The sequence below is a fragment of the Salipaludibacillus agaradhaerens genome (assembly GCF_002019735.1).
Lineage (GTDB): Bacteria > Bacillota > Bacilli > Bacillales > Salisediminibacteriaceae > Salipaludibacillus > Salipaludibacillus agaradhaerens.
Genome location: NZ_KV917378.1, coordinates 4,197,995 through 4,221,713 on the forward strand (window position 1 = coordinate 4,197,995; position 23,719 = coordinate 4,221,713).

Here is a 23,719-nt window from a genome sequence, read left to right on the forward strand (position 1 = left end):
AGGTTTTTCTATGGTAAAGGCCAGATTCGTACTATTGGGAAGCGCCTTTAATCTTTTGCAAAAAAGCGATTTTTTGGATACATTAATTATTAAGAAATGAAAGAACTATTAAACGAAAAGAGGGACTAAAGTTGACTGCTGCAAAAAAGGTTGAGTATCTACTTTTAGGAGCTTGGGGAATGGCTTTAATCGCGACACTAGGCTCTTTATATTTTTCTGAAATTCAGCGATACGTAGCATGTGAATTATGCTGGGTACAACGTATATTTATGTATCCGTTAGTTGTTACGCTCGGTATTGCAGCTGTCAAAAAAGATGCTAAGCAAGCGTATTATACGTTGCCATTGACAGTGATTGGAATGGGGGTTTCTTTATATCATTATTCTGTACAAAAGCTATCCTTTTTAGCTGAGGCAGGGGAAGCATGTGGTTATATCCCATGTAATTATGAATACATCAATGTTTTTGGCTTTATCACAATTCCATTTCTTGCTTTAACAGCTTTTACTATTATTTCTATCCTCATGATTATGACGATTAAAACTACAAGGAGTGACAAATAAATGAAAAAACTCATTATTTTTGGGAGTATTATTGTGGTGTTATTTGGTGCTATCGGTTTTCTAACGCATTATCAAAACACCCAGACAGCTCAAGGCAACCCGTTTGGAAAGAAGACTCTTCATAATGAAACAGTTGAGCAATTGGATGATCCTCTGTATCAAAATATTATTCTCCCAGATGAATTAGAGGACAAGCTTGCTAATGGCGAAGATGCGACTATTTATTTTTATAGTGGGCGATGTGAATACTGTAATTTAGCTACGCCAATACTCGTCCCTAAGGCAGAAGAAATGGGTGTAGACTTACAATTATTTAACCTGTTAGAATTCGAAGAAGGTAGGAATGACTATAATATTCGAGCGACACCTATGGTTGTTCATTATGAAAATGGAGAGGAAGTAGCCCGGGTAGAAGGTAAGCTAGAGGCAGAGGGCTATGAACGTTTCTTTGAAGAAGTTGTTTTAACAGATTAAACAGTGTCTTATTTAGGAATACTAAAGGTAAGTACTAACTAGCAAGGAGGAGCCTATGGAGAAATTGTTAAAGTGGATTGGTTTAGCTATATTTCTTGGCTGGACGGTAGCTATCTTAGCTAATTTTAGTGTATATCAGCATTCAACAAGGGATACTGCTGGTTTAAATCCAATGGTAGAAGGTATTTTGTTTATGGCAATGATGCTTGGCGTTTACATTATTATTTGGAAATCGTTTGAGAAGAATCGCCAAGTAGCGTCAATACAATTAGTTGTCTTAGGCTGTATTTCATTAGGGATAGCTGTATTATTGTTGTGAGAGTTACTGGTATAAAAAAATCAGTTTAATACCTCTTTCTCAAATAATATTATATTAGATAATCATTTCCTTTGTAAAAAATCATTTGATGAATACGAAAATTGATTTTTCAATAGACGAGCGAACAATGATTAAATGTGTCTATCCAAATGTTCGTGTTTAAAAGGGCTGCAATAAAGGAACGGTCAGCGAAGTCTGAAGCTCTTAATAATGATGTAACAGGGTTTTAGTGCCCTATTTAGCTAAAGAGGGAAGTGTCGATGGATTTTCTTCGAGGACACGGAACAATAAACATATTTTGTACTCTCTCAGAAAAGAGTAAGGATTTATGCGAGAACACAGCCATTATCTTTGACGCCTCATCGCGAGAGAATCAGCAGGAGGTTAAGAGGAAGTCATTGAATGATATTTTCATAGAAGTCAAATCACCATAGTCTCTTTTTTAGGGACTATGGTTTTTATTAACTGAATGAATATCATCATTCAAAAAAAGATATCAACGCATTCGAATAATGATCGTGACCTTCATTTCAGACGGACACTCTCTGGAGGGGGTGTCTTCAGCTAACTTTTGCTCGGTAAATCTAAGTAAAAGTGGATTTTCAGGCTGCGTTTCAGTTTCATCTTCGCATATTAAATCAAACGAATCTTCAATCAGTGGGTGTTGTCGTCGTGCTTCTCCCCCTGATTGGCAGTTAAGTCAATCAGGACATTAGCGTCCTTATCTCCCTTCTCATTATGAAATCAATTCAACTCCCTATTTAGCATATAGATATAATTTTTTCCAATTGGAGACCTTTTGCTTTACTTAAGTGTTCCTTAAATAGTGACAATAGAAATCTGATTGTATGTGCCATTGGTGCAAAAATTTTTCTTTATTACGGTCTAATGAATAATGCATACCAAATGCATCAAGTGTAATGACAATGCTTTCTGCAATGTTTGTTAATGCCGCATGTGATATTGGCTCTATTGAACGGATATAATCACTGAAGATGTTGATTAGATGTTGCTTTAGTTTATCTATCCGAACCTTATAATCAGGATTGGTCAATGCAAAATTAAAGTAATGAAACATAGCGATGAAAGTCTCCTCTTTTTCCACTGAAAGTTGAAGGGTTAATTCACCTAACATATGAAAGAATTCCTCTAATGTTTCAAATTCAAAATTGGATAAGGTGTGTGCTGTTTCTGAAGTAATGCTTTCAAAAAGATCAATTAATATGTCATCTAGGGAACGAAAGTGATGAAATAAATTGCTTTTGCTAATGCCAGCTTCGTCTGCTATTTTTTTGGCACTTAAACCAGACATACCTTCTTGTGCAAGGATAGTAGTGGTGGCAATACGTATACGTTTTTTCGTTTCTATACCTTTTTTTCTTCTTAAGTCGTCCATTTATATCACCCATTATAATATATCACTAACTGTCCGATCGGTCAAAATTAATATTGACCGATCGGACGGTTAGTAATATGATGGTATTACATAAAATAAGGGAGGAATTGCGATGAATGAGGGAAAAGTAAATATACCTAAATTTTTTCATGAATTGTTTGGTACAGAGCAGAAAAAAAGTGACTTAGCTATTGTTATTTTCTTCACAGTACTTTCAGGAATAATTGTCAGTGTGGTGACAAAAGATTTTTTAATGGCGCTTACATGGTATCAAAACATTGTATTACTTCTTTTATACATTGATATAGCAGGAGGTGTCATAGCCAATTTTACGTTTGGGACAGATACCTATTATCAAACAAGGCCATTGGGTAGATGGGTGTTTATCGCAATTCATATACAACCAGTGCTCTGTGCATGGGTACTTGGAGGCTCAATGGCACTAGCATTCAGTGTCTGGGGTTACACAATAGCATCTGCTATCGCTATAAATTTGTTAAGGACAATGTCATTTCAAAAAGCACTGGCAGGGGCTTTATTGACTTTAGGGCTAATAGGCATATTCCTTATAAGTGAGAGGATTGAAAATATTCTTTTAATTATTTACATGATGTTTATGATTAAAGTAATTTATAGTTTTGCCGTGGCTCATCATAGTGAGAAGGCCCTACATGGTTAAAATTAGCAGGCATAATTTTAAAGCGTCTAGTACATTATTAGGAACAGCCTTTTCAAATGACCCTTTATTCACCTATTTATTTGCAAGTCATTCAAAAGCAGATATCACTAAGTTTTTTCATTTCGTTTTAACATATCAGCAAATAAAGGAACAGTTAATCATAGGTAAAAAAGAAAATGATCTTTTGCAAGGCTTAGCATGCGTTGAAAAACCACAAGCGACAAAAACTATTAAGTCAGTTTTAATACAAATAAAGTTATTTTTGCTTATCTTGCAATTGACTTTTCAGGTAAAGTGGAGGGCATTCAAAAAAATCAATTACTATATGAAAATGATAAGTGCCCGACGTCCAACAGAGCGGCATCATTATTTAGTTTGTATTGGAGTGAATCATAAAGAACAAGGAAAAGGGGTAGGAAAGTGTCTACTTGATGCCATTCATGAGATAGTTGATCATGATCCTTTAACAACAGGGATTGCACTTGATACAGAGAATGAAGATAATATCGCCTTTTATAGATCGTTCGGCTATCAATTGATAAGTGAGGATAGACTGGGCGAAATAATGATCTATACAATGTTCAGAAGTAAAAAGAGTGTTAACAAGTAGCCTTTTATCACAGATAACGGAGGTTAACGTCCTGATTGAAGGTTCGTTTTATAAATCAATCGTCTAATGTTACATTATTTAATTTATCTTGTATCGACTTTGACACCTGTCACTCAAAAGTCATTCAAGCCCTATTTTTTTCACTTACTAAAAACATTAAGCCTAAGAAATGTTATCAAAAAACACTTGTTTATACTGATAAAAGTGATCTAAACAGGATGAGTCAGAACGAAGACTCCAAGTTAATTCATGACCATTTTTGTAGAGATATAAATGTGCTATTTTAACACTAAATCTGGTCTTGGAGTAAAGAGGTCCAACCGAGAACATTCCAAAGTTATCTTTAACAGTGGTACTTCTTTTTGATTGACATTTTAGTATGACATGCTTATAGTTAAAAAAGTTAATTGTTTAATTTCTTAATAATTTATGAGGTGTTTTATGAATCATTTAAATGACGTGTTTGATGAAATTGAAAAATATCTTGTGGATATTAATTTGAGACTTAATTATGAATTCAATTCAGAGTTTGCAAACAAACAAATGTCAAAGAACCAACAGCTAATACTTTATTTAATTGGTGTCAATGGCATTAATCATGTCAAAGACTTAGCTTATTACATGAATTTGTCTGCTAGTGCCATCAGCCAAATGATAACAAAAATGGAGCAGATGCATTTAGTAACAAGAGAAATTGATACAACTAATAGGCGGAGTACTATACTTAAATTAGGAAGTGAAGGTGAAGCACTACTCGAAGAACTTCAAGATAAACGTAGAAAGATAGCGGCTAAATATTTAACGAAAATGGATGAAAATCATTTAGTAAATATTAGGGATGCTCTGAAACATGTAAATGACATTATATATAAAGCACAGGAGGAGGATTCCAAATGAGACATTTAACCGGCTTTTCAATAAAAAGGCCAGTTTTTACATTGGTCACAATGACACTCTTTATAATACTTGGATTTGTTTCTTTAACCAATATCCCGTTAAAGCTTATACCCGATATTGATGCACCTATGGCAGCAGTTGTGACAAGCTATAATGATGCTAGCCCCGAGGAAGTAGTTGATAGAGTTACAAAGCCTATGGAGGACAGTCTATCAACTATTTCAGGATTAAATAATATTAGCAGTATCTCCATGGAGGGTTCCTCCATGACTATTCTAGAATTCTCATGGACAACCTCCATAGATGATGTAGAGAACGATATTATAAGCAGGATGAACCAAACAGCCCTACCATCGGGAGCAGGGGAGCCACAATTTCTAAAATTTGACCCCTCGCAGTTTCCAATCATTCAGCTTTCTTTATCAGCTGGTACCGAAGATGCAGACTTAAATAGCCTTGTTCAGGAGCTCGAATCTGATTTGCTTCGAATTGAAGGCGTTGCAACAATTGACCTTTTAGGAGATGCAATTGATGAGATTGCCATTACTCTTGATCAAAATGAACTGGAGGCCTATGGGCTTGATCACACCGACGTGATTCAAGTTCTTCAAACACACAATGTTACTGCGCCAGGAGGTGTCGTAACAGATGGTGATACAGATATTTCAACCCGTGTTTTATTTGAGTTAGGTAGCGTTGAAGATGTAGAAAATATTGTTCTAACGGTTGATACTGAATCAGGAGATGATATTACCCTCGCTGATGTAGCAAATGTAGAAATAGCACCAGAACCCATTGATGTCATTACGCAAACGAATCAGGAAGATGCTATTTTAGTTAGCGTTCAGCAGCAGGCTGATGCTAATACGTCTCAAGTATCTCGAGACTTTAGAGACGGATTAGATGAGCTACTAGAAGAGGAGCAATATAGCGATATTGATTCAGATATTTTGTTTGATCAAGGCAATTATGTGGATAGGGCTATATCAAGTGTAGGGATAGCACTTCTTGGCGGAGGAATCATTGCTATGCTTGTACTATTCGCCTTTTTAAGAAGTTTTAAAACACCTTTGTTAATCGGTATCGCTATACCGTTTTCTGTCATTGTCACTTTTGTGTTGTTATATTTCTCTAACTTCTCATTAAATATTATGACGCTGGGTGGCTTGGCCCTTGGAATCGGGATGTTGGTCGATAATTCTATCGTTGTTATTGAAAATATTTATCGACATTTAGCTATGAAAAAAGAACCAAAGCAAGCTGCTTATGAAGGAACTAAGGAAGTAGCTACAGCTATTACAGCTTCCACATTAACGACTATTTCTGTCTTTTTACCAGTGGTATTTATTTCTGGAATTGTCGGAAATCTATTTAGAGAATTTGCTCTGACCGTCTCCTTCAGTTTAGTAGCATCACTCTTCGTAGCTTTAACTATCGTGCCGATGCTTGCTAGTCGCTGGCTTAAAGCACCAACAGAAGCAGTTGAAGAAAAAAGAAGGGATTCCCGATTTATCGGATTTTTTGATAGCTCAACAAGATGGGCACTTAAGAATAGATTGATTGTTTTCTTAATAACATTTGTTCTTTTAATTGCCGGTGTCTTTGGAGTATCAAGAGTAGGAACAGAGTTTATGCCTGCTACCGACGAAAGCTTTTTTCAAATCGAAGTGGAGAATGAAGCAGGTACAACGTTAGAGGTTACCTATGAAGATGTTCAAGAGATTGAGTCGATATTAGATGATTATGCAGAAATAGAACATTACACTGCAATAACGGGTTCCTCTGGTAGTGGTATGCAAATGGGCGGAGGAAGTACCGCACATGAAGCAGTTATTTATGTCACCCTTGTTCCGATAGCCGATCGAGATACGTCCGCGATGGCATTTATTGATACTATTCGTAGAGATGTTGAACGAGCAGCTCCTGATGCTGATATTTCAATGCAAGTCGAGGATTCACTAGGAACGGATCCGAATACCTTCACGTTTGATATTAGTGATTCTAATCCAGAACGCCTGGAAGAAGTAGCTCATGATTTGTTAGAAGAATTCAATGAAATGAATGAATTCACAGACGTCACAAACTCACTTGAAGAAACGATACCGGAATTGCAATTAACGATTGATGATGAAGCGGCTAGAGAAGCAGGACTAACACCAGCTGCAATTGCCGAAGCTGTTAACGAAAAAACGGGGGGCGTCTTTGCGACTCAAGTGGTGACGGCTGAAAATGATATTTATGAAGTGCACGTACGTTATGATGATGAATATATTGATAGTTCTGAGGCATTGGAAGAGTTACTTATCCGTAATAATGAGGGTGAGTATATAGCTTTAAGTGATTTAGCTGACTTTGATGAAGGAACGAGTCCTGAAACGATAAACCGTGCAAATCAGGAACAGGCAGTTCAATTTTCTCTTACGTTCGGTGCGGATTATAACTTAGGAGAAATAAATGAATTAGTTGTTGAAACCATAGATGATTATGAAATGCCTGATGAAACAACGATTAGTTATACAGGTGATCAGCAGTTACTTGAGGATGCCTTAAGTGATTTAACACTTGCCTTAATTTTAGCGATTGTGTTTGTTTATCTCGTATTAGCTGCCCAATTTGAATCTCTTAGATACCCATTTGTTATCATGTTTACTGTTCCATTAGTCATCATTGGGGTAGCGATTGGTTTAACAGTAACATTAACACCTATTAGTGTGACAGCATTTATCGGTCTCATTGTGCTCGTAGGGATTGTTGTTAACAATGCGATCGTTCTCGTTGATTATATCAATCAACGAAAAGAAGCTGGATATCGCAGCTATGAAGCCATTATTGAAGGAGTTAAAGATCGGGCAAGACCAATATTAATGACGGCCTTAACGACTATCTTAGGTTTAGTGCCACTGGCTTTAGGAATCGGTGAAGGGACAGAAATTCAGCAGCCGATGGCCATTACAGTGATTAGTGGCATGATCAGTTCAACATTTTTAACGCTTATATTGATTCCTGTCATATATAGTCTGTTTGATAAGGACACACGATTTATTAATAGAAAATATATGATGCCTGACGGTCAACGCATTCCTGCCTATTTGTTGGAAGATAAATACACAGACGAGCAGGGGCGTGCAAGACAACATTACGAATTACCTTCTAATGGATCAGAAAATCTATCAGAACCACAGCTTTCCGAATTTTATAAAGAAGCTGATGAAAGTCCGTTTAATGAGTATGACCTAGAAGTAGTAGAGAGTGAGAAGCTTGAGGACTCACATAAAGGTGATTCTGAGGTGGAAGAAGTTGAGCCATCTGGCACCCATGGACCAGTAAAAAACGAGGACAATATTTCTGAAATGAGTAAGGAGGATCTATTGCACGCTTTGGAAGAGATAATAGAAAAAAATAAAAACAACCGCGATAAATAATGATGATGCTTTGTGAGAAAGAGGGAGGAAAACCTTCCTCTTTTTTTATGATCAAAAGGATGTTCAAAACAGGGGAAATACCCTTTTATCGGTAAATTCCGTGTAAAATAAGTAATTTAAGGCGTTTGTCCAACCAAAATTCATCCTTCTCAATACACTATTATGAAGATGTTGAGGAGGTGAGCACGTGAGTCAGATGCAATATTATTTTGATATATGTAACAGGTACAAAGGTAGGCATGTGCATATAACAGACTTGTGCGGTAGAAAATATTACGGAAAAATTGTTCATGTGGACCAACATCATGTCTATTTGCAACCGACAAGTGATTTTGGAGGGTATGGATACGGTTTTTATACCATTCCGATAGCACTAGCAGCAATTGGCGGATTCGCTTTAGGAGCAGCATTTTTCTGGATTTAACTGGAATGAGGAGCAGAGCCTTGCGGCGAAAACCAACTTCATGTCGAATGAAGTTGGTTTTCTTGTTCTAAAAAAACTTTTCATTTACTAGCACATAGTGATAAACTATAGTAGTTACAAAATGGCTAAATAGAGCCTTATCCGTAAAAGGGGAATGGATAATGAAGAAGAGTAATCTCTTTGCTTTTATAGGGTGTGTTTTCCTTATCCTTGCAGCTTGTAATGATAATGAGAAAGGATCGACAGAGAAAATAGATGAATCTGATGATCTTAGTACTCTTGTTTCTACGAATAAGAAATTGACTGAACAACTGGAAGATGAACGGCAGAAAATAGAAGAATTAGAAGAAGAAAATAGGCGCTTAAAGAACGACATTTTAACATATAAACAGCAAGCGATTGAAACAGAAGAGCAGCATGAAGACGAACTGGCATTGCGAGTGGAAATAGAGGAGAAATTGTTAGACATCTTTGAATACATGCATGAAAGAAATCATGATGATTTACAAACGATGCTTGCTTCAAATGTGACCATTGATCATGAATTAGAAGCTTTAAATATAATGGAACACGATAGTGGCATAGATAGGACGATGCACTACTTACAATTTGACCCTGTTCCTTACATAGCCCAGAGGGGTTTTTCATTAGTGGATGACACACATTATACGAGTGATTATGCTATGTATACATTAACCGACGATGGTTTCCAGTATGACGGTGGGGTTGAAGTTGTATTTTCATTTGAAGAGGAATGGAAACTTTCCTCCATACGATATGTACAATAATAAGAAGTAAGGAAAAGGCTGGTTTAATTTTAAACCAGCTTTTTATGTGGTTAACACGATATAAAAATCTATCGCAGTGTGGGCTTTTTCCTTCATAAATGGAGACATCATCTTTCATTGGGACAAACTTTAAATTTTAATAGTTATAGAAAGATGTTCACCAGATAAACTCATTTGTCTCTAGAGGACACTGAGCAATAGGAAAATAAGATTTCATGAATTTGTCATAGAGATGATACGGAATTGTAACTAATTAACGCGTCACAACGCGTGATTCTTATTTATAATAAAGATAAGATGTGAGTCAGTACTATCATTTGTGAAAAGATGCACATTATGACATCCAGGTGGTGAGTTCAATGGTTAAGACAGGTAATGCAACGATGACAACGGAAGAGATAATACTCGAAACGGCGATTGATCTCATGGAAAAAAAGGGGTTTAAAGCAGTTACAACGAAGGAAATTGCTGCTGAATCTGGATTCAGTGAAATGACACTGTTTAGACATTTTGGTACAAAGCAAGCTCTCTTGGAGAGAGCAGTAGAAACACACTCTTATTTAATTGATATGAAAGCTATACTATATGATCATGTTAGCTATAATTTGAAGGAAGATTTAAAGAGAGTAAGCGAAACCTATCATAAATATAATCAATACAATTATAAAATTGTGCTTCTTTCCTATCAAGAAAGACACACGCATCCTTTTATTGGCGAACAAATATCAGAAAATCCTAAAAGGCTTAAAATGTATTTAGTAGATTATTTTAAAGAAATGCAAAAGCAAGGAAAGATGGTAGACTGTAATGTGGAGGCTCAAGCGATGAATTTTTTGTGGATGAATTTAGGTTTCTTTATTGCCCGCCATCTTGGTGGACAAAAAGTCTCGCATATGCCCTTGGAATCTTTTATAGAAGAAAGTGTTACGTTATTCGTGCGAGGACTAGAAGTACGAGAACCTTAATTAAAATAAAAGTGATAAAGGTAGATGAAATGACTAGTGTTAAACGAGACAAGAATGTTTACCTGTCTCGTTTTTTGCGTGAAGAAACTATTGCTGAATTATGCGAAGGACTTAAGATAAAAATTCCCGTCTGTTATTGAGCGTTATAGATAATTTAGTGACGTGATTAAATTGTACATTCCTCAAAGGGGCAATGACTACAACGCAAATGAGCTTGTAAGAAAGGCAAATCGTGAATTGTAATATATTTTGTATTTACAGAGATGATTTTTTGTTTAATAAGTCTTTTTAAAATTCTATTAATACTTTCTCTTGTGGCTCCTACATAGTTAGCTAGTTCCTGATTCGTTATTTTACGATTAATAAGAATCCCTTGAGAGACTGGTTGGCCATATTCATTAGATAGCCTCACTAAAATAGAAAAAACAGCGCCTTGCTTTCCGCAGAAAACAAGGTCTCTAAATTGAGCCATCATGACTTGGTTTTCTTTGGAGAGCCATTTCATAAATGCTACCGCCAATTCTTCATGAGCTATGAGAAGACGCTCTAATTGGTTACAAGTAAAACGTAACAGCAAAGCTCCTTGGGTTACCTCTGCATTATATTGATATTTTAATGAATTAAATATGCTCAGTTCCCCAAGAAGATCATACTGTTTTTTCTTTTGTAGGAAAAAAACTTTTCCTTCTGCAGATGTTTTAGTAAGTCTTACTTGACCTTCTAAAATAAAATAAATATGTTTAGGAACCTCGCCTTCATAAAAGATGATACTCTCTTTGTTCGCAGAAACTTCTGTTCCTTCTTTAACTAACAGTTCCTGCATTGATTCAGGGATCAAATCATAGAATGACAGGCGGTCCAGTTTTTTATCGGCGATAGGCATAGGTTCTTCACCCCTCTAATAGTTGTTACCTCTTAGATGTTAATAAACAGGTCATATGCTTATCCTATCACATAGAAAATAAGGCATAACGGTTAAATAAAGAATATTTTATTACATTTTCATATGGTTAGTAACTGAAGTCTTAGTGTGATATATAGCAGACTAATTGAAGTCTTGCAATTTATGACATTTAAGAAGAAAATAGAGAGGGAAAGGATGTGATGTGATTTGCGATTACTAATTAGTGGATTTGAGCCATTTGGTAGCATGACCCGAAATCCCACTAGTGATTTAGTTAACTGGGTATCTAAACGGGGCTTTGGACAACATGTGACATTAGAGACATTAGTACTGCCGGTCGTTTACAAAGAATGCGACGTACAATTGATAAAGAAAGTAGAGGATTATCACCCAGACTTTGTAATTTGTTTAGGTGTAGCAGTAGGTAGATCAGCTATAAACCTTGAAAGAATTGCAATCAATCTTCAGGATTCTGCGGGAGAAGGTAGTATAGGAGATAATAGCGGAGATCGTCCTGTTAATAGAGTCATAGTTGAAGGTGGTCCTGATGGTATTTTTGCTACTCTTCCATTAGGGCGCCTATATCAAGCCTTGAAAAAGCAGTCTATTCCAGCTTATATCTCTAATAGCGCAGGAACCTACATATGTAACACTACCTTATATTCCCTCTTATATCATATTAAATTGAAGGAAATGAACATACAGGCAGGCTTTATCCATGTACCAGCTACCCCTGACATGGCAGTGAATAATCCAGCCTTATCAACGATGGCAATTGAAACACAACAAAAGGCGTTAAGTGTGATTATTAATACATTAATGAACGAGTATATCTTTGATGATAACGATAAGGTAAAAGGTGATTGCATATGACGATTGGAATGATAGATGATAACCATCAATTATATGTCCTAAATTTGAAACTTAGTCACAACACGCACATCCTTATAGGGAAAAGGGAAGTCTACTTTTCAGAAGGATTTTACGTCTATATTGGAAGTGGAATAAGAAATATCCGGAAACGTGTTGAAAGGCATTATAAAGTGGAAAAAAGAAAGCATTGGCACATAGATTATATTAGAGAATACGCCGAATGGCTAAATGCTTGTACCTTTCCTCTGGGTGATGGAGAGTGTGCTCTGAAAAAGTTGGTACAAAAGGCAACAGGTGGGACGGTGGAAGTGAAAAAAATAGGGTCATCTGATTGTGGATGTGACAGTCACTTTTTAAAAGTGACATCGCCCTTTCAACCTTGTCTCCTCAGCGCGCAGCCCTTTACAAACTCTTAATGTTAAAATACAGCCAGTCTTCTTTTGAAGTGTGGATAAACATGCTAATATATAAGTGGAATCTTATATAATGAGTAGGAGGCAACATGATGACGAAGCCAATTATTTATTTTTTGTGTACAGGTAATTCTTGCAGAAGTCAAATGGCGGAAGCTTGGGGGAATCATTATTTGGGTGATAAATGGGATGTTTATTCAGCTGGTATTGAAGCACATGGTGTAAATCCGAAAGCTATTCAAGCAATGGATGAAGTAGGGATTGATATTTCTAATCAGACCTCAGATATTATTGATCAAGGCTTACTTGAAAAAGCAGATTTAGTTGTGACTTTATGTGGACATGCCAATGATGTTTGTCCAGCAACACCTAAAAATAAAGATCGTGTCCATTGGGGCTTTGATGACCCAGCTAAAGCCGAAGGAACTGAGGACGAAAAGTGGTATGTTTTCCAAACTGTAAGAGATGAGATAGGAGACAGAATTAAAAAATTTAAAGAGACAGGGAAATAATGACGGGTTATCATTATAAGTAAAAGGCTCAGTCCATAGTTCTAGGACGAGCCTTTTTTAGTGATATTTCAGCACAAGAAAACGATTCATAAAACGCCCGTCTCAAAATAGAGTAGAGATAAATCTATTTAGGCGGGAGAGAAGGAACTCTAATGTCCTGAATAAAGGTACGTTTTATTACACAGTTGAATATGAGTGTTAAGTATACCGTAAGTATGTTCGGTCGTATGCGTGAGCTGCTTCAAAATCTTTCTGAGTTAAACCACCTTTGTCAAGAGTGCTTAACTTAATTGTTACAGTCGTGTGATTAATAATCATGTAAGGGTGGTGCTGACGGTCTTCAGCCAAATCAGCTATTTCATTAATAAATTGCATTGCTTTCGGAAAAGTTGGCAGGTTGTACTGTTTTTTTATCCAAGTTTCATCTTCAAGTTCCCACTTTTGAGAATCTCTTAAACTCGCTTGAATCTCTTCATGTGATAAAACCACAACTCATCGCCTCCCATTTCAATTATATATTGCCATCATATCAAATCTCCTATTTCAATAAAAGGCAAACAAAAGTTTTATTGGCTATCTAGAGAGCTAAAAAGAAAAGATATGTAAAAATATATGAAAACCAAAAAAAGATTTAAATTTAAGAAATTGTGACGATATAATGACTAACTAGTTCTAAAGACTGTGTTTTTTTCCTTTGCTTTTGTATATTATAGTGAAATATATATCGTTAGGAAAGGATTTTCGTAACATGATATCGTTTATCCCACACTTAAGGCAGTAAAATCCCCGCCTGAAAACTAAAGAATATCGAAAAGTTAAGGTGGGGGATAAACTGTCCCTAAAGTTCCGATAAGTTAAACTAACAATCAGTGGGGGGGAAGGAAAACTCCCACTGATTGAAGCTTAGCTTTTGATAGATTGACGGCCATAAGGGTGGGGTTTTCCTATGCGTGATTTGAATTTCGTTTAGTGAAAGTAATGATAGCTATCAATTTAGCATGAACGTCTATACCTTATAAAGGAATTGCTGAGTTTAGTTTTAAAGAATAGGTATGGCAAGATAAAGTAGTGTGAATTACTCCAGAAAGTAGGTGTTTAACGTGGAAGCAGAAAGTGTTTATCGAGGGGAAATTCCATTAGTGAATAAAGGGAGATTATTACTCCAAATAGAGGATGAGATGATAGCTCGCCAATTGAAAGCACGATTGGTGGTAGTAGGTGTAGAGCTTGTATTGGATGGCATCTGGTTACAAATTAAATATTCCTCATGGGTTCAACTTCAACGGTGTATTGGGCTAGTACAGATGATTTTAACCGATAAACAAATGGAAGTATATGAGGGTAGTTTGTTAGGAGAAGTGAGGTCAGACGATTATCGAAAAGTAACACTTCCACTTAGCCAGCTTTCTCTTATTATTGAGAATCCATCGTTTGTCAAAATAATTCAAGAAAAACTATTTCAATCTTATATGCAGCCAATCATCTCATCGAAAGAGCGAATCATTACCGGTTATGAATTTCTTTTACGGCCAAACAGTAAGGTCTATCCTTTTGTACCAACAGATCTTTTCATGTTTGCCCAGCATGCTGGTTTACAGAATATGTTAGATAGCCAATCGAGAATTAATGCTATAAGAACAGGGGCACAAATGTTATCAGAGGGAATGAAGTATTTCATTAACTTTTTACCATCTTCCATTAATGATCCTATCCAGTGTTTAAAAAGCACATTTAAGGCCGTAGAAGATTACCGTGTGAATCCATCGGACTTAGTTTTTGAAGTGGTAGAAACAGAAAAGATTTTTGACATTAACCATCTTAGAAATATCTTTCAATTTTATAGGCAGGAAGGCGTTAAAGTAGCATTAGATGATGTGGGAGCAGGGTATTCTACTTATGAAATATTAAAGCAATTAGTACCTGATTATGTCAAGATTGATCCAACACTTATTCATAAGTGCCATTTAAGTGAGAGGAAAATGAATGATATTAAATACTTGCGAAATATTTCACAGCAATTAGGTATCATTTTACTAGCTGAAGGTGTGGAATCAGCCGAGGAATTTGCAGCTGTGGAGCCATTTGTAGATTTAGTACAGGGTTTTTACTTCGGCAAGCCAATTAGAAATCCAGCTTAATTAAGGTTTGTCTGTATTGATAGTACTCCTTTGTTACTCGGGAATTAACACTAAACAATTACCTTCGTAATGATGACCTCAGAGCAAACCTTAATGTCAGCATATTTTCTAGTATACATATTACATAAACTGAAAAAAGCATCTTATAGTCTAATTGAAAAAAAGGCTGTGTTCGCGTTTATAAATAAGAAACTGTTTTATTAAATGAGATGATAATTATTCCTCTGTTTACAAGTTCATTGTTGGGGTAATGTAAGCCATATTCCCCGTAACTAACAGTAACCCCAGAATGATTAAAATCGCCCCACTTAGGATGGATATGACATGGATATGTTTTTGTAAAAATTTCAAAACAGTAAGACTTGCACTTCCTGCAACACCAATTATAATAAACGGGATACCGAGGCCAAGACCATACACACTTAAAAGACCTCCCCCTTGCCAAATGGTTTCTGAGTCAGCAGCCATAATTAAAATAGAACTGAGCATTGGACCAATACATGGTGTCCATCCGAAACCGAACGCCATGCCCATTAAGGCAACACTAACAAGCCCACCTTTTTTCTGAAAGGCTTTATGAAACCGAACTTCCTTATTGAACAATTGAAATTTGAGTAGGCCTAGTAAATGTAAGCCAAATAAAATGACGATGAATCCAAAAAAACGAGATAGAAAGTCAGAAAAGGCAGGTGTAAATAAATTTCCTGCTGCTGTTGCACCCATTCCTATTAACAGCAAAGGGATAATTAACCCTACTACAAAGGCTAATGTCCGAGGAACGATTTTAAATCGTGTTGCTTTTGTACCGTGTAAATCAGTAAGTGATATTCCTGTGATTACGGCAATATAGCTAGGAATAAGGGGAAGGATGCAAGCTGAAGCGAATGATAAAAAGCCCGCTGAAAAAGCTAGCCAGATAGTCATTGGTTATCTGGATCACTTTCATGATGATAGGATTCATACGCTTCTTCATACCTTTGCCCTAGCTCTTCGCTTGTAGCGATAATATATGGATGAGTTCCTAATTCGTTCCCCTTTTCATCGAAAAAAACATAAGTTGGAGAGACAGAAACGTTGTAATAATTAGCTAAATCACGCTTCGGGTCAACTCCCCACAGATGAGTCGCTTTATATTCATTCTCAAACTTATCAAGGATTTCCCTTTCTTTGCCGAAAAACACGATCGTAATGACCTCAATGTCACTCTGACTGGCGATGAATTCTTGAATAAATGGCATTGAGTAGCTGCAACATTCACATGGCACAGCAACAAACTGCAAGATCGTTTTTTTCTGTCCAATATAATTTTCTAAATTAATCGGTTCTTCACCATTAATTCTATTTACGGTTGTAACATTTTCAGAACTGTCATTGAAAAAAAATGAATAAGCAGTATACCCCATACCTGCTAAAATAAAAATAATTAAAATAACGCCTATTTTGTTCAATCTTCTCAACTCCCCAATTTGAGCTACACGTCATGTTTAAAGATAGCAGTAAAAGCTTACATTTTATATAATAAAGATAGTTTTATCTTATATGATAGAGGGGAAGAGGAGAATGCTTAAAATCGTCAATTTCATGACAATTACCATTATCGTCACAGTATTAATAGTTGGTTGTAGGTCGACAGCTTCATCTGATGTAACAGTAACCTTTTTACAAGACGGGGACACTTTTGAAACAGGGGAATTTCATACTTTCGAAGTAAGGTTAATGGATGAAACTGGGGAGCCTATCGAAGTTGATAATGTACAGATACATATTAATATGGAAAGGATGAATCATCCAATGACAGGGACGATGAGAATGGATGATGATGGAACTTATTCTGTAGAATTACCTCTTGCAATGGAAGGAGAGTGGTATGTGGATGTGACCACTTTGTTAGAGGATGAAGAAAGCATTGAAAGATTTTATATTCATGCTGAAGGGGAAATGGCTGAAGATTATATGAGAGGGTTTGATGCGGATAAAGGAGAAGTGCCTAATCATTAGAGGGGGGTTAAAATGAATTATTTTATTATCTTCATGCATCCTTCTGAAGATAGCTTCAATGGAGCGATTTTACGAGAAGTAACTAGTCAATTGGAACATGAAAATCACGATGTAAACGTGTTGAAATTAAGTAATGATTGGTTCAACCCGTATTTGTCAAAGGAAGAATATGAAGCTAGTTTACAGGGAGTTTATCCTCCAATTATTGCTCAGGAACACGATAATATCCGCCAAGCAGACAGGCTCATTTTTATATTTCCTCTTTGGTGGGGAGGGTTTCCATCTATTGGTAAAGGCTATATAGATCGGGTATTTTCATATGGTTTTGCTTATGAATTGGATGGTGAAGAGCCTATTCCACTGTTAAAAGATAAAAAAGCTTCACTCATTTTTACTACTGGGACGCCAGAGAGAGACTTTAAAACTTCTGGTTTATATGAGAATACTGTAGAGTTAATAAATAAAAGTATTTTTCAATTTTGTGGGATAACGTTAGATGGTGTTTTACATTTTGGAGATGTGATTCAAGTCTCTGAGGAAACGCGCCAAAAAATGCTACAAGCAACTCGTGAGTTTACTAATAAACTATCCAGTTGATACTTCATAAAAGTATGTTTTGCAATGGAAGCTGATCGTTGTGATAGCAATGCTAAAACAAGCATAGACGTAATATTGGTAGGAGTGTGCTTTTACTAGGAAACATTTGGGACGCTGAAGGTTTAGTAATTACAATGTACCAGGTTGGCATAAAAGATAAATCACGGCTAAAGATGCATCTAACTAAACCAACTAACGTGTGGCACGGCCAATTTCCTAAACATATGCACAATTATACGCCCTTTTCATATTATGAAGTGTGTCAGCTTGACATGAGACGTTAAATTAAGGAAAGGGGTTTAAACATGGCGTGCAATTGTAACCAAAATGCTTCACATCCACACTATGTCCCTCATCACCAACAGATGGCAGGACATAGTGCGCACCCGATGCAACAGCCTCAAGGAATGATGCCGATGCAAGACCAGACGATGTACGGTTATCCGATGCACCAACAACCTCATTATCCATCTGCTGTAGCAGGACAACAGGGACATGGGGGCTACGATCCAAGTGCACTATATCAAACGCCTACAACTATGCAAATGCAGCAACCTATGCAGCAGATGGGGCAATATCCACAGCAAATGAATTGGCAGGATATGCAAGCTTATGGAGGGTATCCATCTCATCCAGGACAGCAGCAAATGATGAGTCAACCTCAATACATGCCTCAACACGGTCATGGTGTCATGCCTGCTACAGGTTACGTTCCTGAGGAACACGATGATGATTTTGAGTAATCATACTGGGTAAGAAAGAAGGCATCGACTGAGTCGATGCCTTTTCATCGGCTTTAGCAAAGTTAACGTAAAGGCCGATACAATTAATCACACTATTCAAGATTGACGAGAATAGAGAATGGGAAGCGCCACTCTGGTATTTCAATTGTTGTTCTTTCCACAGAGAAACGAGCTGGTAGCGAGATTGGTTGAGCAAATTCTAATTTTACATAGGAAGAGCCACTTCCAGATTCAATTGTTGAGAATAATGGGTAAATTGATTCGTTATCCTGTACCCGACTGAATAAATAAGATAGATCTTGTTCTTGATGATCGGGATGTTTATCAATTAAATTAAACTCTATTACACGATCTTCTAGTTTTAAATCTTCTATGACGAGGTCACCGGTGACGATACGATCCACATGAGGCTCTCTAACATTAAATGGATAACCTTCTTCAAAAAGTCGTGGAATAACATAAACAGGTATTTGTAACATAACCTTATCCCTCTCTTTCATGACTGCAGGGGATAAGCGAAGGGTGAATCCTAATTCATGATCATTGAGAGGTTCGTCATCAAGACTATTTTCGCTCATTTTCACGTCCTCCACTTTATAAGCGATCTCTTCATTATCTAAAATGTACTTTGGCCATTGAAGTTGATAGTCCTCACTGTTTATAGTACTATCATCAACATGCTCTAATTTGAAGGAAATTTCTGTAAAATTATCTTTATTTTGAGAAGAATGAAATGCCATTTTAACAGGCATTTTTTCGATCGATGTAATCTCTGGTAACGGTGTAGTATTATTCAAACGTTCTGTTGTACAGCCGGTAGTTGTTAGCACTAATAGTAGTGATAGTATCAAAAATTGTTTCATTTATGAACCCTCTTTTAAACCATCTAATATATGGAGATTTAGTTGGCAGTATCGTTGATTATTTTAACACAATTGAATTTATATAACTATTGTACTAGAAATATCATATGATAAGAAATGGGATGGAGAGATAATTCGCTAAATAACAAAAAAATTATATAAAAGTCATAGACTAAAGCTTATTGAGAGAGAGAAAAGTATTGATTAGACTAAGGAATGAGGAGCATAGTAAAGAGTTAGTCGGTGGGTGCAGCACTTAAGATCTGAATGCAGTAAGTAAAGGAAGGTATGCCAAGGATAAAAACAAAGACTGTCTGCAGATGCAAACAGCCTAAATGAACGTTCTGTCGAAGACCTTAATAAAAGTTTATGATCTTCGACTCTTTTCAGGTTAGCGCTTCTTCTTCTTTTTCGGCTATTTTTTCATTAGCCCCTTTAAATTCATCCCATTTTTTTTCAGGTGCATCCCAGTACATATCGTTACCTGGTAAATCATCAAACCATGAGGCATTTTCAGGGCAGTCAAGCACCATGAATTTACCATAATTTCCATCTCGTGATTGATGATACTTTAAATAAGCTTTTCCATCTTCAATGGCCAATATTTCAATTTTACCTGATGTGTGACTCATAGATAAGCGTACTCGTTTACCTAAGCCAGAGGTATTCGCTTTAGCTTCTTCAACAATATCATAAGCTTCTTTCAGTGAAAGGACAAAATCATTATTCCCTGCTACAGGTCTGTTTATGAAGAAGTAATAAGGTGTGACACCCGCCCATGATAACTTATCAAGAAGTTCGCCGAGCACTTTTGGATCATCATTAATTCCTCGTAATACGGGCGTTTGATTGACTACAATTGCGCCTGCATTGTGGAGCGCTTCAAATCCTTTTTTAGCTTCAGGTGTAATTTCTACTGGATGATTGATGTGGGCCATAACATAAATACGCTGCTCAGGTGTAGAGAATTCTGAAATTAAATTGAGTAAATCTTCATCTTCATATATACGCATGGGGTTAAAAACAGGCATCTTTGAACCTAGTCGAATAATTTTAACATGTGGAATCTCTCTCAATTGTTCAATGATACGACGAAGCTTTCGAGTAGCAAGGATGAGTGAATCCCCACCTGTAAGAAGGACGTTTGTAATCTCAGGATGTTCTTTAATATAATCAATTCCAGGTTGAACATCAGCCATAGCTTCTTTAATATCATTTCTAAATAAGCGCTTTCTAAAACAGTAACGACAATAAGCACCACATACTTCGGAAACGATTAACAACGCAGTTTGTTCATATTTGTGCTGACAACCAGGTACGACGTAGTTTTTATCTTCATCTGAAGCGTCCCATCTCCCATATTCTTCTAGTTCACCTTCGTTGGGGATAACGAGTTTTCTAATAGGATCTTCCGGGTCTCCCCAATCAATTAAACTCAAGTAATAGTCATTGACTCGAAACACGAATTTTTCTGTAATTTGTTTCAGTTTCTGTTTTTCTTCATCTGAGAGATGGGGGACTTTTTCAATATTCATAATGTATTTTGGTTGGGCCATAAATATCTCCTCCTCGTCTAGTCTTACTTCATTTAAACATAGATGTTTAAAAACGGTCAAAAACGGAGGAAATGATTAATTAATATGAATAAATGAAGGATTTCCTCCATTTTTCTAAACTTCTGTAAGCTATCATCATGTAGACAAAAATCAACGCATCTATTTTTACGCTATCCCTTCACAAACAAGCTTATTTAACATAAAATGAAATAAATATTTCATAAAAATGAAGTGAAGAAGGAAGGCGGATGTAACTATCATGGTGATGAAGAAACTCAAATCTTCTCTCGATTGTTATGGATTAGAAACGGAGCGTTCACTTAACTATATGAAAGAAGCAAAAAAGCATTTACCCGGAGGAGTAGCAGCAAATATTAAGCATTTCGAACCCTATCCTATAGTGATGAAAGAGGGACGTGGCGCTTGGCTAAAGGATGTTGATAACCATTGGTACGTCGATTATCTAATGGGATATGGCGCACTTGCTTTAGGCCACGCTCACGCAAAAATAAGGCATGCGATAGCAGATCAAATTTTCTGTGACGGTACATGCTTGTTTGGTACACCACATCAACTTGAAGTTGAATTTGCAAAAGCGATAAAAAGACATTACCCATCCATTCAAAAATTGCGTTATACGAACTCTGGAACTGAAGCAACTCAGTTAGCAATTCGTCTTGCCCAAGTTTTTACAGGGAAAAGGAAGGTAGCTAAATGTGAAGGGCATTACCATGGTGGATATAAAGAGATGCTTTACAGTATTAACCCGTCATTAGACGAAGCAGGCGAAATAGAGCTTCCATTACCAGTTCCTGAATCAGCAGATGTTAAAGTAGATGGTAATGAACCTTATATTTTGCCATTCAATCATATTGAAGGTATCGAACATCTTATCATGACTCATCACAGTGATTTAGCGGCAGTTATTATTGAACCTATACAAGCTGGGTATATAATGGCTGATCAAACTTATATAGATCGGTTACGCCAGTTAACTCTTACGTATGGGATTGTTCTAATATTTGATGAAGTAAAAACAGGTTTTCGCTCAGCTTTAGGAGGAGCACAAGAGAAATATGAGATTGAGCCTGACTTAACAACTCTTGGAAAAGTAATTGGAGGGGGGTTTCCAATTGGGCTTGTTGGTGGAAGGAAGGAGATTCTTGATGTGAGTTCACCTTCTAGGGGAGCTGATGTATTTGAAGCTGGGGAGGAAGGATCGGGGTCAGCAAAAGATATTCTGTTTCATAGTGGCACATACAATGGCCATCCTACTATTCTAGCAGCTGGACTTGCAACTATAAAGGAAATGGAACAAGCATATGCTAAAGTGCTAGATATCACCACTAGTTTACGAGAGGGTATTGAAACACTCGCTAAAAGTGTAGGACTTCCTGTGACAACATATGGTGCTGGTTCTATATTTAATGTAATATGGAAGAAGGGTTGTAAGTTAAAACACTACCGTGATCTTCAAAAGACGAACACGAAAATGAGAAAAGAGTTGGATTTCGCTTTGCTTCAAGCTGGTGTTTACACAAAGCCTCTCAATCGTTATAGTATATCAGCAGCCCATGGAAAAGAGGAACTAGACTTTACATTAAAAGCTTATGAAAAAGCGTTCCATCAGTTAAAAGGAGGAGCGAGATTCTCCTAAAGGAGGGAGAACGTTGCTTGAAAGTGATGTATATCGTCGTATGATCCAGACACGAGAAAAAATGAGCAAATCACACAAAAAAATAGCTAATTATTTAATTGAACATCACGAGACAGCGCCTTTTTTAACAGCGTCCAAGCTTGCTAAAAACGTGCAAGTAGGGGAGGCAACCGTTATTCGTTTTGCCTTTTTTCTTAATTATAAAGGTTACCCTGACTTACAGCGACATTTACAAGAAGCTTTGCAAAGGAAAATGACGTCCGCTGAAGTTCTAGCTAGAACCACTGATGAAAATGATACAACAGAGAATGTGGTCACTGAAGTATTGTCAGATGACATCCAAAATCTAAAAGAAACGTTGAATCAAGTGGATCCAGCAATTTTTGAAAAAATCGTTTATGAGCTTATTGAAGCAAAAAGAATTTACATTATTGCCTATCGCAGTGCGGCTAGTGTGGGTGGATTTTTAGAATTTTATTTAGATCTAGTCCTGCAAAATACAGAAATGATCCGTCAAGCTGATGGTGTGTCAGAGCATTTGCTTGATTTAACTGAAGAAGATTTAGTTATCGGTCTCGGCTTTTCCAGATATACGAAACGGACTGTTGAAGTTCTGAAGTACGCGAAACAAAGAAGTGCGAAAACGGTGGTTATAACAGACCATTTATTAAGCCCATTAGTACCATATGCTGATCACAAAATGATAGCTGCTACTGAAATTAACTCTTTCATCGATTCTTTTTCAGCACCTATGAGTGTGATTAGTGCTTTAATCACTGCTCTGACAAGAACCGAACATAAGAAAGTGGAGAAAAGATTACAAGAACTAGAAGGTCTTTGGGAAACATTTGATGTCTTTTATGATTAAATAATGAGGTTAGTTAATTCAGCTTTCGTCAAAAGAGATAGGCATTACTTTCTGGAGAGC

General features: G+C 36.6%; 26 protein-coding genes. 19 read left to right on the top strand and 7 right to left on the bottom strand.

Annotated elements, in window-relative coordinates; all coding sequences use genetic code 11:
* The first annotated feature begins 131 nt into the window (after positions 1-131).
* Genes BK581_RS19235 through BK581_RS19245 form a run of 3 tightly spaced genes read left to right on the top strand, consistent with a single transcriptional unit; the run spans position 132 to position 1,356 of the window.
* Positions 132-563: a disulfide oxidoreductase gene (locus BK581_RS19235; RefSeq protein ID WP_078579694.1), complete on the top strand. Its 432-nt coding sequence runs from the start codon at positions 132-134 to the stop codon at positions 561-563.
* Positions 564-1,037, top strand: coding sequence for a thioredoxin family protein (locus tag BK581_RS19240; protein ID WP_078579695.1), 474 nt, complete (start codon positions 564-566; stop codon positions 1,035-1,037).
* Between the two features lie 55 nt (positions 1,038-1,092).
* Positions 1,093-1,356 (top strand): hypothetical protein, encoded by a 264-nt coding sequence (locus BK581_RS19245; RefSeq protein WP_078579696.1) that lies wholly within the window; start codon positions 1,093-1,095, stop codon positions 1,354-1,356.
* 808 nt (positions 1,357-2,164) lie between these two features.
* On the opposite strand, the gene BK581_RS19250 is transcribed toward BK581_RS19245, so the two are convergent.
* Positions 2,165-2,752 carry a TetR/AcrR family transcriptional regulator gene (locus tag BK581_RS19250; RefSeq protein WP_078579697.1) on the bottom strand — a complete coding sequence of 196 codons (588 nt, stop codon included), beginning with the start codon at positions 2,750-2,752 and terminating at the stop codon, positions 2,165-2,167.
* A gap of 112 nt (positions 2,753-2,864) precedes the next feature.
* Here BK581_RS19250 and BK581_RS19255 point away from each other — a divergent pair, with 112 nt between their 5' ends.
* From BK581_RS19255 to BK581_RS19285, 7 genes are all read left to right on the top strand, one after another.
* A complete protein-coding gene (locus tag BK581_RS19255) occupies positions 2,865-3,431 on the top strand; it encodes a hypothetical protein (protein ID WP_078579698.1) in 567 nt (188 codons plus the stop codon).
* Positions 3,424-4,041, top strand: a complete 618-nt coding sequence (locus BK581_RS19260) for a GNAT family N-acetyltransferase (RefSeq protein WP_078579699.1) — start codon at positions 3,424-3,426, stop codon at positions 4,039-4,041. Before BK581_RS19255 ends, BK581_RS19260 begins: the two co-directional genes overlap by 8 nt.
* A gap of 441 nt (positions 4,042-4,482) precedes the next feature.
* Positions 4,483-4,938, top strand: a complete 456-nt coding sequence (locus tag BK581_RS19265) for a MarR family winged helix-turn-helix transcriptional regulator (protein ID WP_169837796.1) — start codon at positions 4,483-4,485, stop codon at positions 4,936-4,938.
* Positions 4,935-8,360, top strand: coding sequence for an efflux RND transporter permease subunit (locus BK581_RS19270; RefSeq protein ID WP_078579701.1), 3,426 nt, complete (start codon positions 4,935-4,937; stop codon positions 8,358-8,360). The genes BK581_RS19265 and BK581_RS19270 overlap by 4 nt, the downstream gene beginning before the upstream one ends.
* A gap of 187 nt (positions 8,361-8,547) precedes the next feature.
* Positions 8,548-8,784 (top strand): hypothetical protein, encoded by a 237-nt coding sequence (locus BK581_RS19275; RefSeq protein ID WP_218247965.1) that lies wholly within the window; start codon positions 8,548-8,550, stop codon positions 8,782-8,784.
* 161 nt (positions 8,785-8,945) lie between these two features.
* Entirely contained in the window at positions 8,946-9,572 is a 627-nt protein-coding gene (locus BK581_RS19280; protein WP_078579702.1) for a hypothetical protein, read from the top strand.
* Positions 9,573-9,931: 359 nt separating this feature from the next.
* Positions 9,932-10,537, top strand: a complete 606-nt coding sequence (locus tag BK581_RS19285) for a TetR/AcrR family transcriptional regulator (protein ID WP_078579703.1) — start codon at positions 9,932-9,934, stop codon at positions 10,535-10,537.
* 166 nt (positions 10,538-10,703) lie between these two features.
* Here the strand turns inward: BK581_RS19285 and BK581_RS19290 are convergent, their stop codons facing one another.
* Positions 10,704-11,420, bottom strand: a complete 717-nt coding sequence (locus BK581_RS19290; RefSeq protein ID WP_078579704.1) for a Crp/Fnr family transcriptional regulator — start codon at positions 11,418-11,420, stop codon at positions 10,704-10,706.
* A 228-nt stretch (positions 11,421-11,648) separates the two neighbouring features.
* Here BK581_RS19290 and BK581_RS19295 point away from each other — a divergent pair, with 228 nt between their 5' ends.
* The 3 genes from BK581_RS19295 to arsC all read left to right on the top strand — a co-directional run bounded on the left by BK581_RS19295 (position 11,649) and on the right by arsC (position 13,239).
* Positions 11,649-12,314: a pyroglutamyl-peptidase I gene (locus BK581_RS19295; RefSeq protein WP_078579705.1), complete on the top strand. Its 666-nt coding sequence runs from the start codon at positions 11,649-11,651 to the stop codon at positions 12,312-12,314.
* Complete coding sequence (locus BK581_RS19300; RefSeq protein WP_078579706.1) at positions 12,311-12,730, top strand: GIY-YIG nuclease family protein; 420 nt, start codon at positions 12,311-12,313, stop codon at positions 12,728-12,730. Before BK581_RS19295 ends, BK581_RS19300 begins: the two co-directional genes overlap by 4 nt.
* Positions 12,731-12,819: 89 nt before the next feature.
* Positions 12,820-13,239, top strand: a complete 420-nt coding sequence (arsC, locus tag BK581_RS19305; protein ID WP_078579707.1) for an arsenate reductase (thioredoxin) — start codon at positions 12,820-12,822, stop codon at positions 13,237-13,239.
* 198 nt (positions 13,240-13,437) lie between these two features.
* On the opposite strand, the gene BK581_RS19310 is transcribed toward arsC, so the two are convergent.
* Positions 13,438-13,728: a 4a-hydroxytetrahydrobiopterin dehydratase gene (locus tag BK581_RS19310; RefSeq protein ID WP_078579708.1), complete on the bottom strand. Its 291-nt coding sequence runs from the start codon at positions 13,726-13,728 to the stop codon at positions 13,438-13,440.
* 611 nt (positions 13,729-14,339) lie between these two features.
* Between BK581_RS19310 and BK581_RS19315 the strand changes: the two genes are divergently transcribed.
* On the top strand, positions 14,340-15,377 hold the full coding sequence (locus BK581_RS19315; RefSeq protein WP_078579709.1) for an EAL domain-containing protein: 1,038 nt from the start codon (positions 14,340-14,342) through the stop codon (positions 15,375-15,377).
* A 228-nt stretch (positions 15,378-15,605) separates the two neighbouring features.
* On the opposite strand, the gene BK581_RS19320 is transcribed toward BK581_RS19315, so the two are convergent.
* Complete coding sequence (locus tag BK581_RS19320; RefSeq protein ID WP_078579710.1) at positions 15,606-16,301, bottom strand: cytochrome c biogenesis CcdA family protein; 696 nt, start codon at positions 16,299-16,301, stop codon at positions 15,606-15,608.
* A complete protein-coding gene (locus BK581_RS19325) occupies positions 16,298-16,825 on the bottom strand; it encodes a TlpA family protein disulfide reductase (RefSeq protein WP_078579711.1) in 528 nt (175 codons plus the stop codon). The genes BK581_RS19320 and BK581_RS19325 overlap by 4 nt, the downstream gene beginning before the upstream one ends.
* Before the next feature lie 112 nt (positions 16,826-16,937).
* On the opposite strand from BK581_RS19325, the gene BK581_RS19330 reads away from it, so the two are divergent.
* The 3 genes from BK581_RS19330 (at position 16,938) to BK581_RS19340 (ending at position 18,715) form a co-directional block, all read left to right on the top strand.
* Positions 16,938-17,375, top strand: a complete 438-nt coding sequence (locus BK581_RS19330) for a FixH family protein (RefSeq protein WP_169837799.1) — start codon at positions 16,938-16,940, stop codon at positions 17,373-17,375.
* A gap of 12 nt (positions 17,376-17,387) precedes the next feature.
* A complete protein-coding gene (locus tag BK581_RS19335; RefSeq protein WP_078579713.1) occupies positions 17,388-17,972 on the top strand; it encodes an NAD(P)H-dependent oxidoreductase in 585 nt (194 codons plus the stop codon).
* 305 nt (positions 17,973-18,277) lie between these two features.
* Positions 18,278-18,715, top strand: coding sequence for a hypothetical protein (locus BK581_RS19340; RefSeq protein WP_078579714.1), 438 nt, complete (start codon positions 18,278-18,280; stop codon positions 18,713-18,715).
* Positions 18,716-18,807: 92 nt separating this feature from the next.
* On the opposite strand, the gene BK581_RS19345 is transcribed toward BK581_RS19340, so the two are convergent.
* Both BK581_RS19345 and BK581_RS19350 read right to left on the bottom strand, forming a co-directional pair.
* Entirely contained in the window at positions 18,808-19,578 is a 771-nt protein-coding gene (locus BK581_RS19345) for a hypothetical protein (RefSeq protein WP_078579715.1), read from the bottom strand.
* 386 nt (positions 19,579-19,964) lie between these two features.
* On the bottom strand, positions 19,965-21,134 hold the full coding sequence (locus tag BK581_RS19350; RefSeq protein ID WP_078579716.1) for a KamA family radical SAM protein: 1,170 nt from the start codon (positions 21,132-21,134) through the stop codon (positions 19,965-19,967).
* A gap of 259 nt (positions 21,135-21,393) precedes the next feature.
* Here BK581_RS19350 and BK581_RS19355 point away from each other — a divergent pair, with 259 nt between their 5' ends.
* Together BK581_RS19355 and BK581_RS19360 are read left to right on the top strand one after the other, a co-directional pair.
* Entirely contained in the window at positions 21,394-22,791 is a 1,398-nt protein-coding gene (locus BK581_RS19355) for an aspartate aminotransferase family protein (RefSeq protein ID WP_078579717.1), read from the top strand.
* Positions 22,792-22,804: 13 nt separating this feature from the next.
* Positions 22,805-23,659 (top strand): MurR/RpiR family transcriptional regulator, encoded by an 855-nt coding sequence (locus BK581_RS19360; protein WP_078579718.1) that lies wholly within the window; start codon positions 22,805-22,807, stop codon positions 23,657-23,659.
* Positions 23,660-23,719 lie beyond the last annotated feature (60 nt).

Bases quoted from the DNA above. Each gene is read 5' to 3' on its own strand.
- BK581_RS19240 (WP_078579695.1), top strand. From the start codon at position 564: ATGAAAAAACTCATTATTTTTGGGAGTATTATTGTGGTGTTATTTGGT.
- BK581_RS19245 (WP_078579696.1), top strand. From the start codon at position 1,093: ATGGAGAAATTGTTAAAGTGGATTGGTTTAGCTATATTTCTTGGCTGG.
- BK581_RS19250 (WP_078579697.1), bottom strand. From the start codon at position 2,752: ATGGACGACTTAAGAAGAAAAAAAGGTATAGAAACGAAAAAACGTATA.
- BK581_RS19255 (WP_078579698.1), top strand. From the start codon at position 2,865: ATGAATGAGGGAAAAGTAAATATACCTAAATTTTTTCATGAATTGTTT.
- BK581_RS19260 (WP_078579699.1), top strand. From the start codon at position 3,424: ATGGTTAAAATTAGCAGGCATAATTTTAAAGCGTCTAGTACATTATTA.
- BK581_RS19265 (WP_169837796.1), top strand. From the start codon at position 4,483: ATGAATCATTTAAATGACGTGTTTGATGAAATTGAAAAATATCTTGTG.
- BK581_RS19270 (WP_078579701.1), top strand. From the start codon at position 4,935: ATGAGACATTTAACCGGCTTTTCAATAAAAAGGCCAGTTTTTACATTG.
- BK581_RS19280 (WP_078579702.1), top strand. From the start codon at position 8,946: ATGAAGAAGAGTAATCTCTTTGCTTTTATAGGGTGTGTTTTCCTTATC.
- BK581_RS19285 (WP_078579703.1), top strand. From the start codon at position 9,932: ATGGTTAAGACAGGTAATGCAACGATGACAACGGAAGAGATAATACTC.
- BK581_RS19290 (WP_078579704.1), bottom strand. From the start codon at position 11,420: ATGCCTATCGCCGATAAAAAACTGGACCGCCTGTCATTCTATGATTTG.
- BK581_RS19300 (WP_078579706.1), top strand. From the start codon at position 12,311: ATGACGATTGGAATGATAGATGATAACCATCAATTATATGTCCTAAAT.
- arsC (WP_078579707.1), top strand. From the start codon at position 12,820: ATGACGAAGCCAATTATTTATTTTTTGTGTACAGGTAATTCTTGCAGA.
- BK581_RS19320 (WP_078579710.1), bottom strand. From the start codon at position 16,301: ATGACTATCTGGCTAGCTTTTTCAGCGGGCTTTTTATCATTCGCTTCA.
- BK581_RS19330 (WP_169837799.1), top strand. From the start codon at position 16,938: ATGCTTAAAATCGTCAATTTCATGACAATTACCATTATCGTCACAGTA.
- BK581_RS19335 (WP_078579713.1), top strand. From the start codon at position 17,388: ATGAATTATTTTATTATCTTCATGCATCCTTCTGAAGATAGCTTCAAT.
- BK581_RS19340 (WP_078579714.1), top strand. From the start codon at position 18,278: ATGGCGTGCAATTGTAACCAAAATGCTTCACATCCACACTATGTCCCT.
- BK581_RS19345 (WP_078579715.1), bottom strand. From the start codon at position 19,578: ATGAAACAATTTTTGATACTATCACTACTATTAGTGCTAACAACTACC.
- BK581_RS19350 (WP_078579716.1), bottom strand. From the start codon at position 21,134: ATGGCCCAACCAAAATACATTATGAATATTGAAAAAGTCCCCCATCTC.
- BK581_RS19355 (WP_078579717.1), top strand. From the start codon at position 21,394: ATGGTGATGAAGAAACTCAAATCTTCTCTCGATTGTTATGGATTAGAA.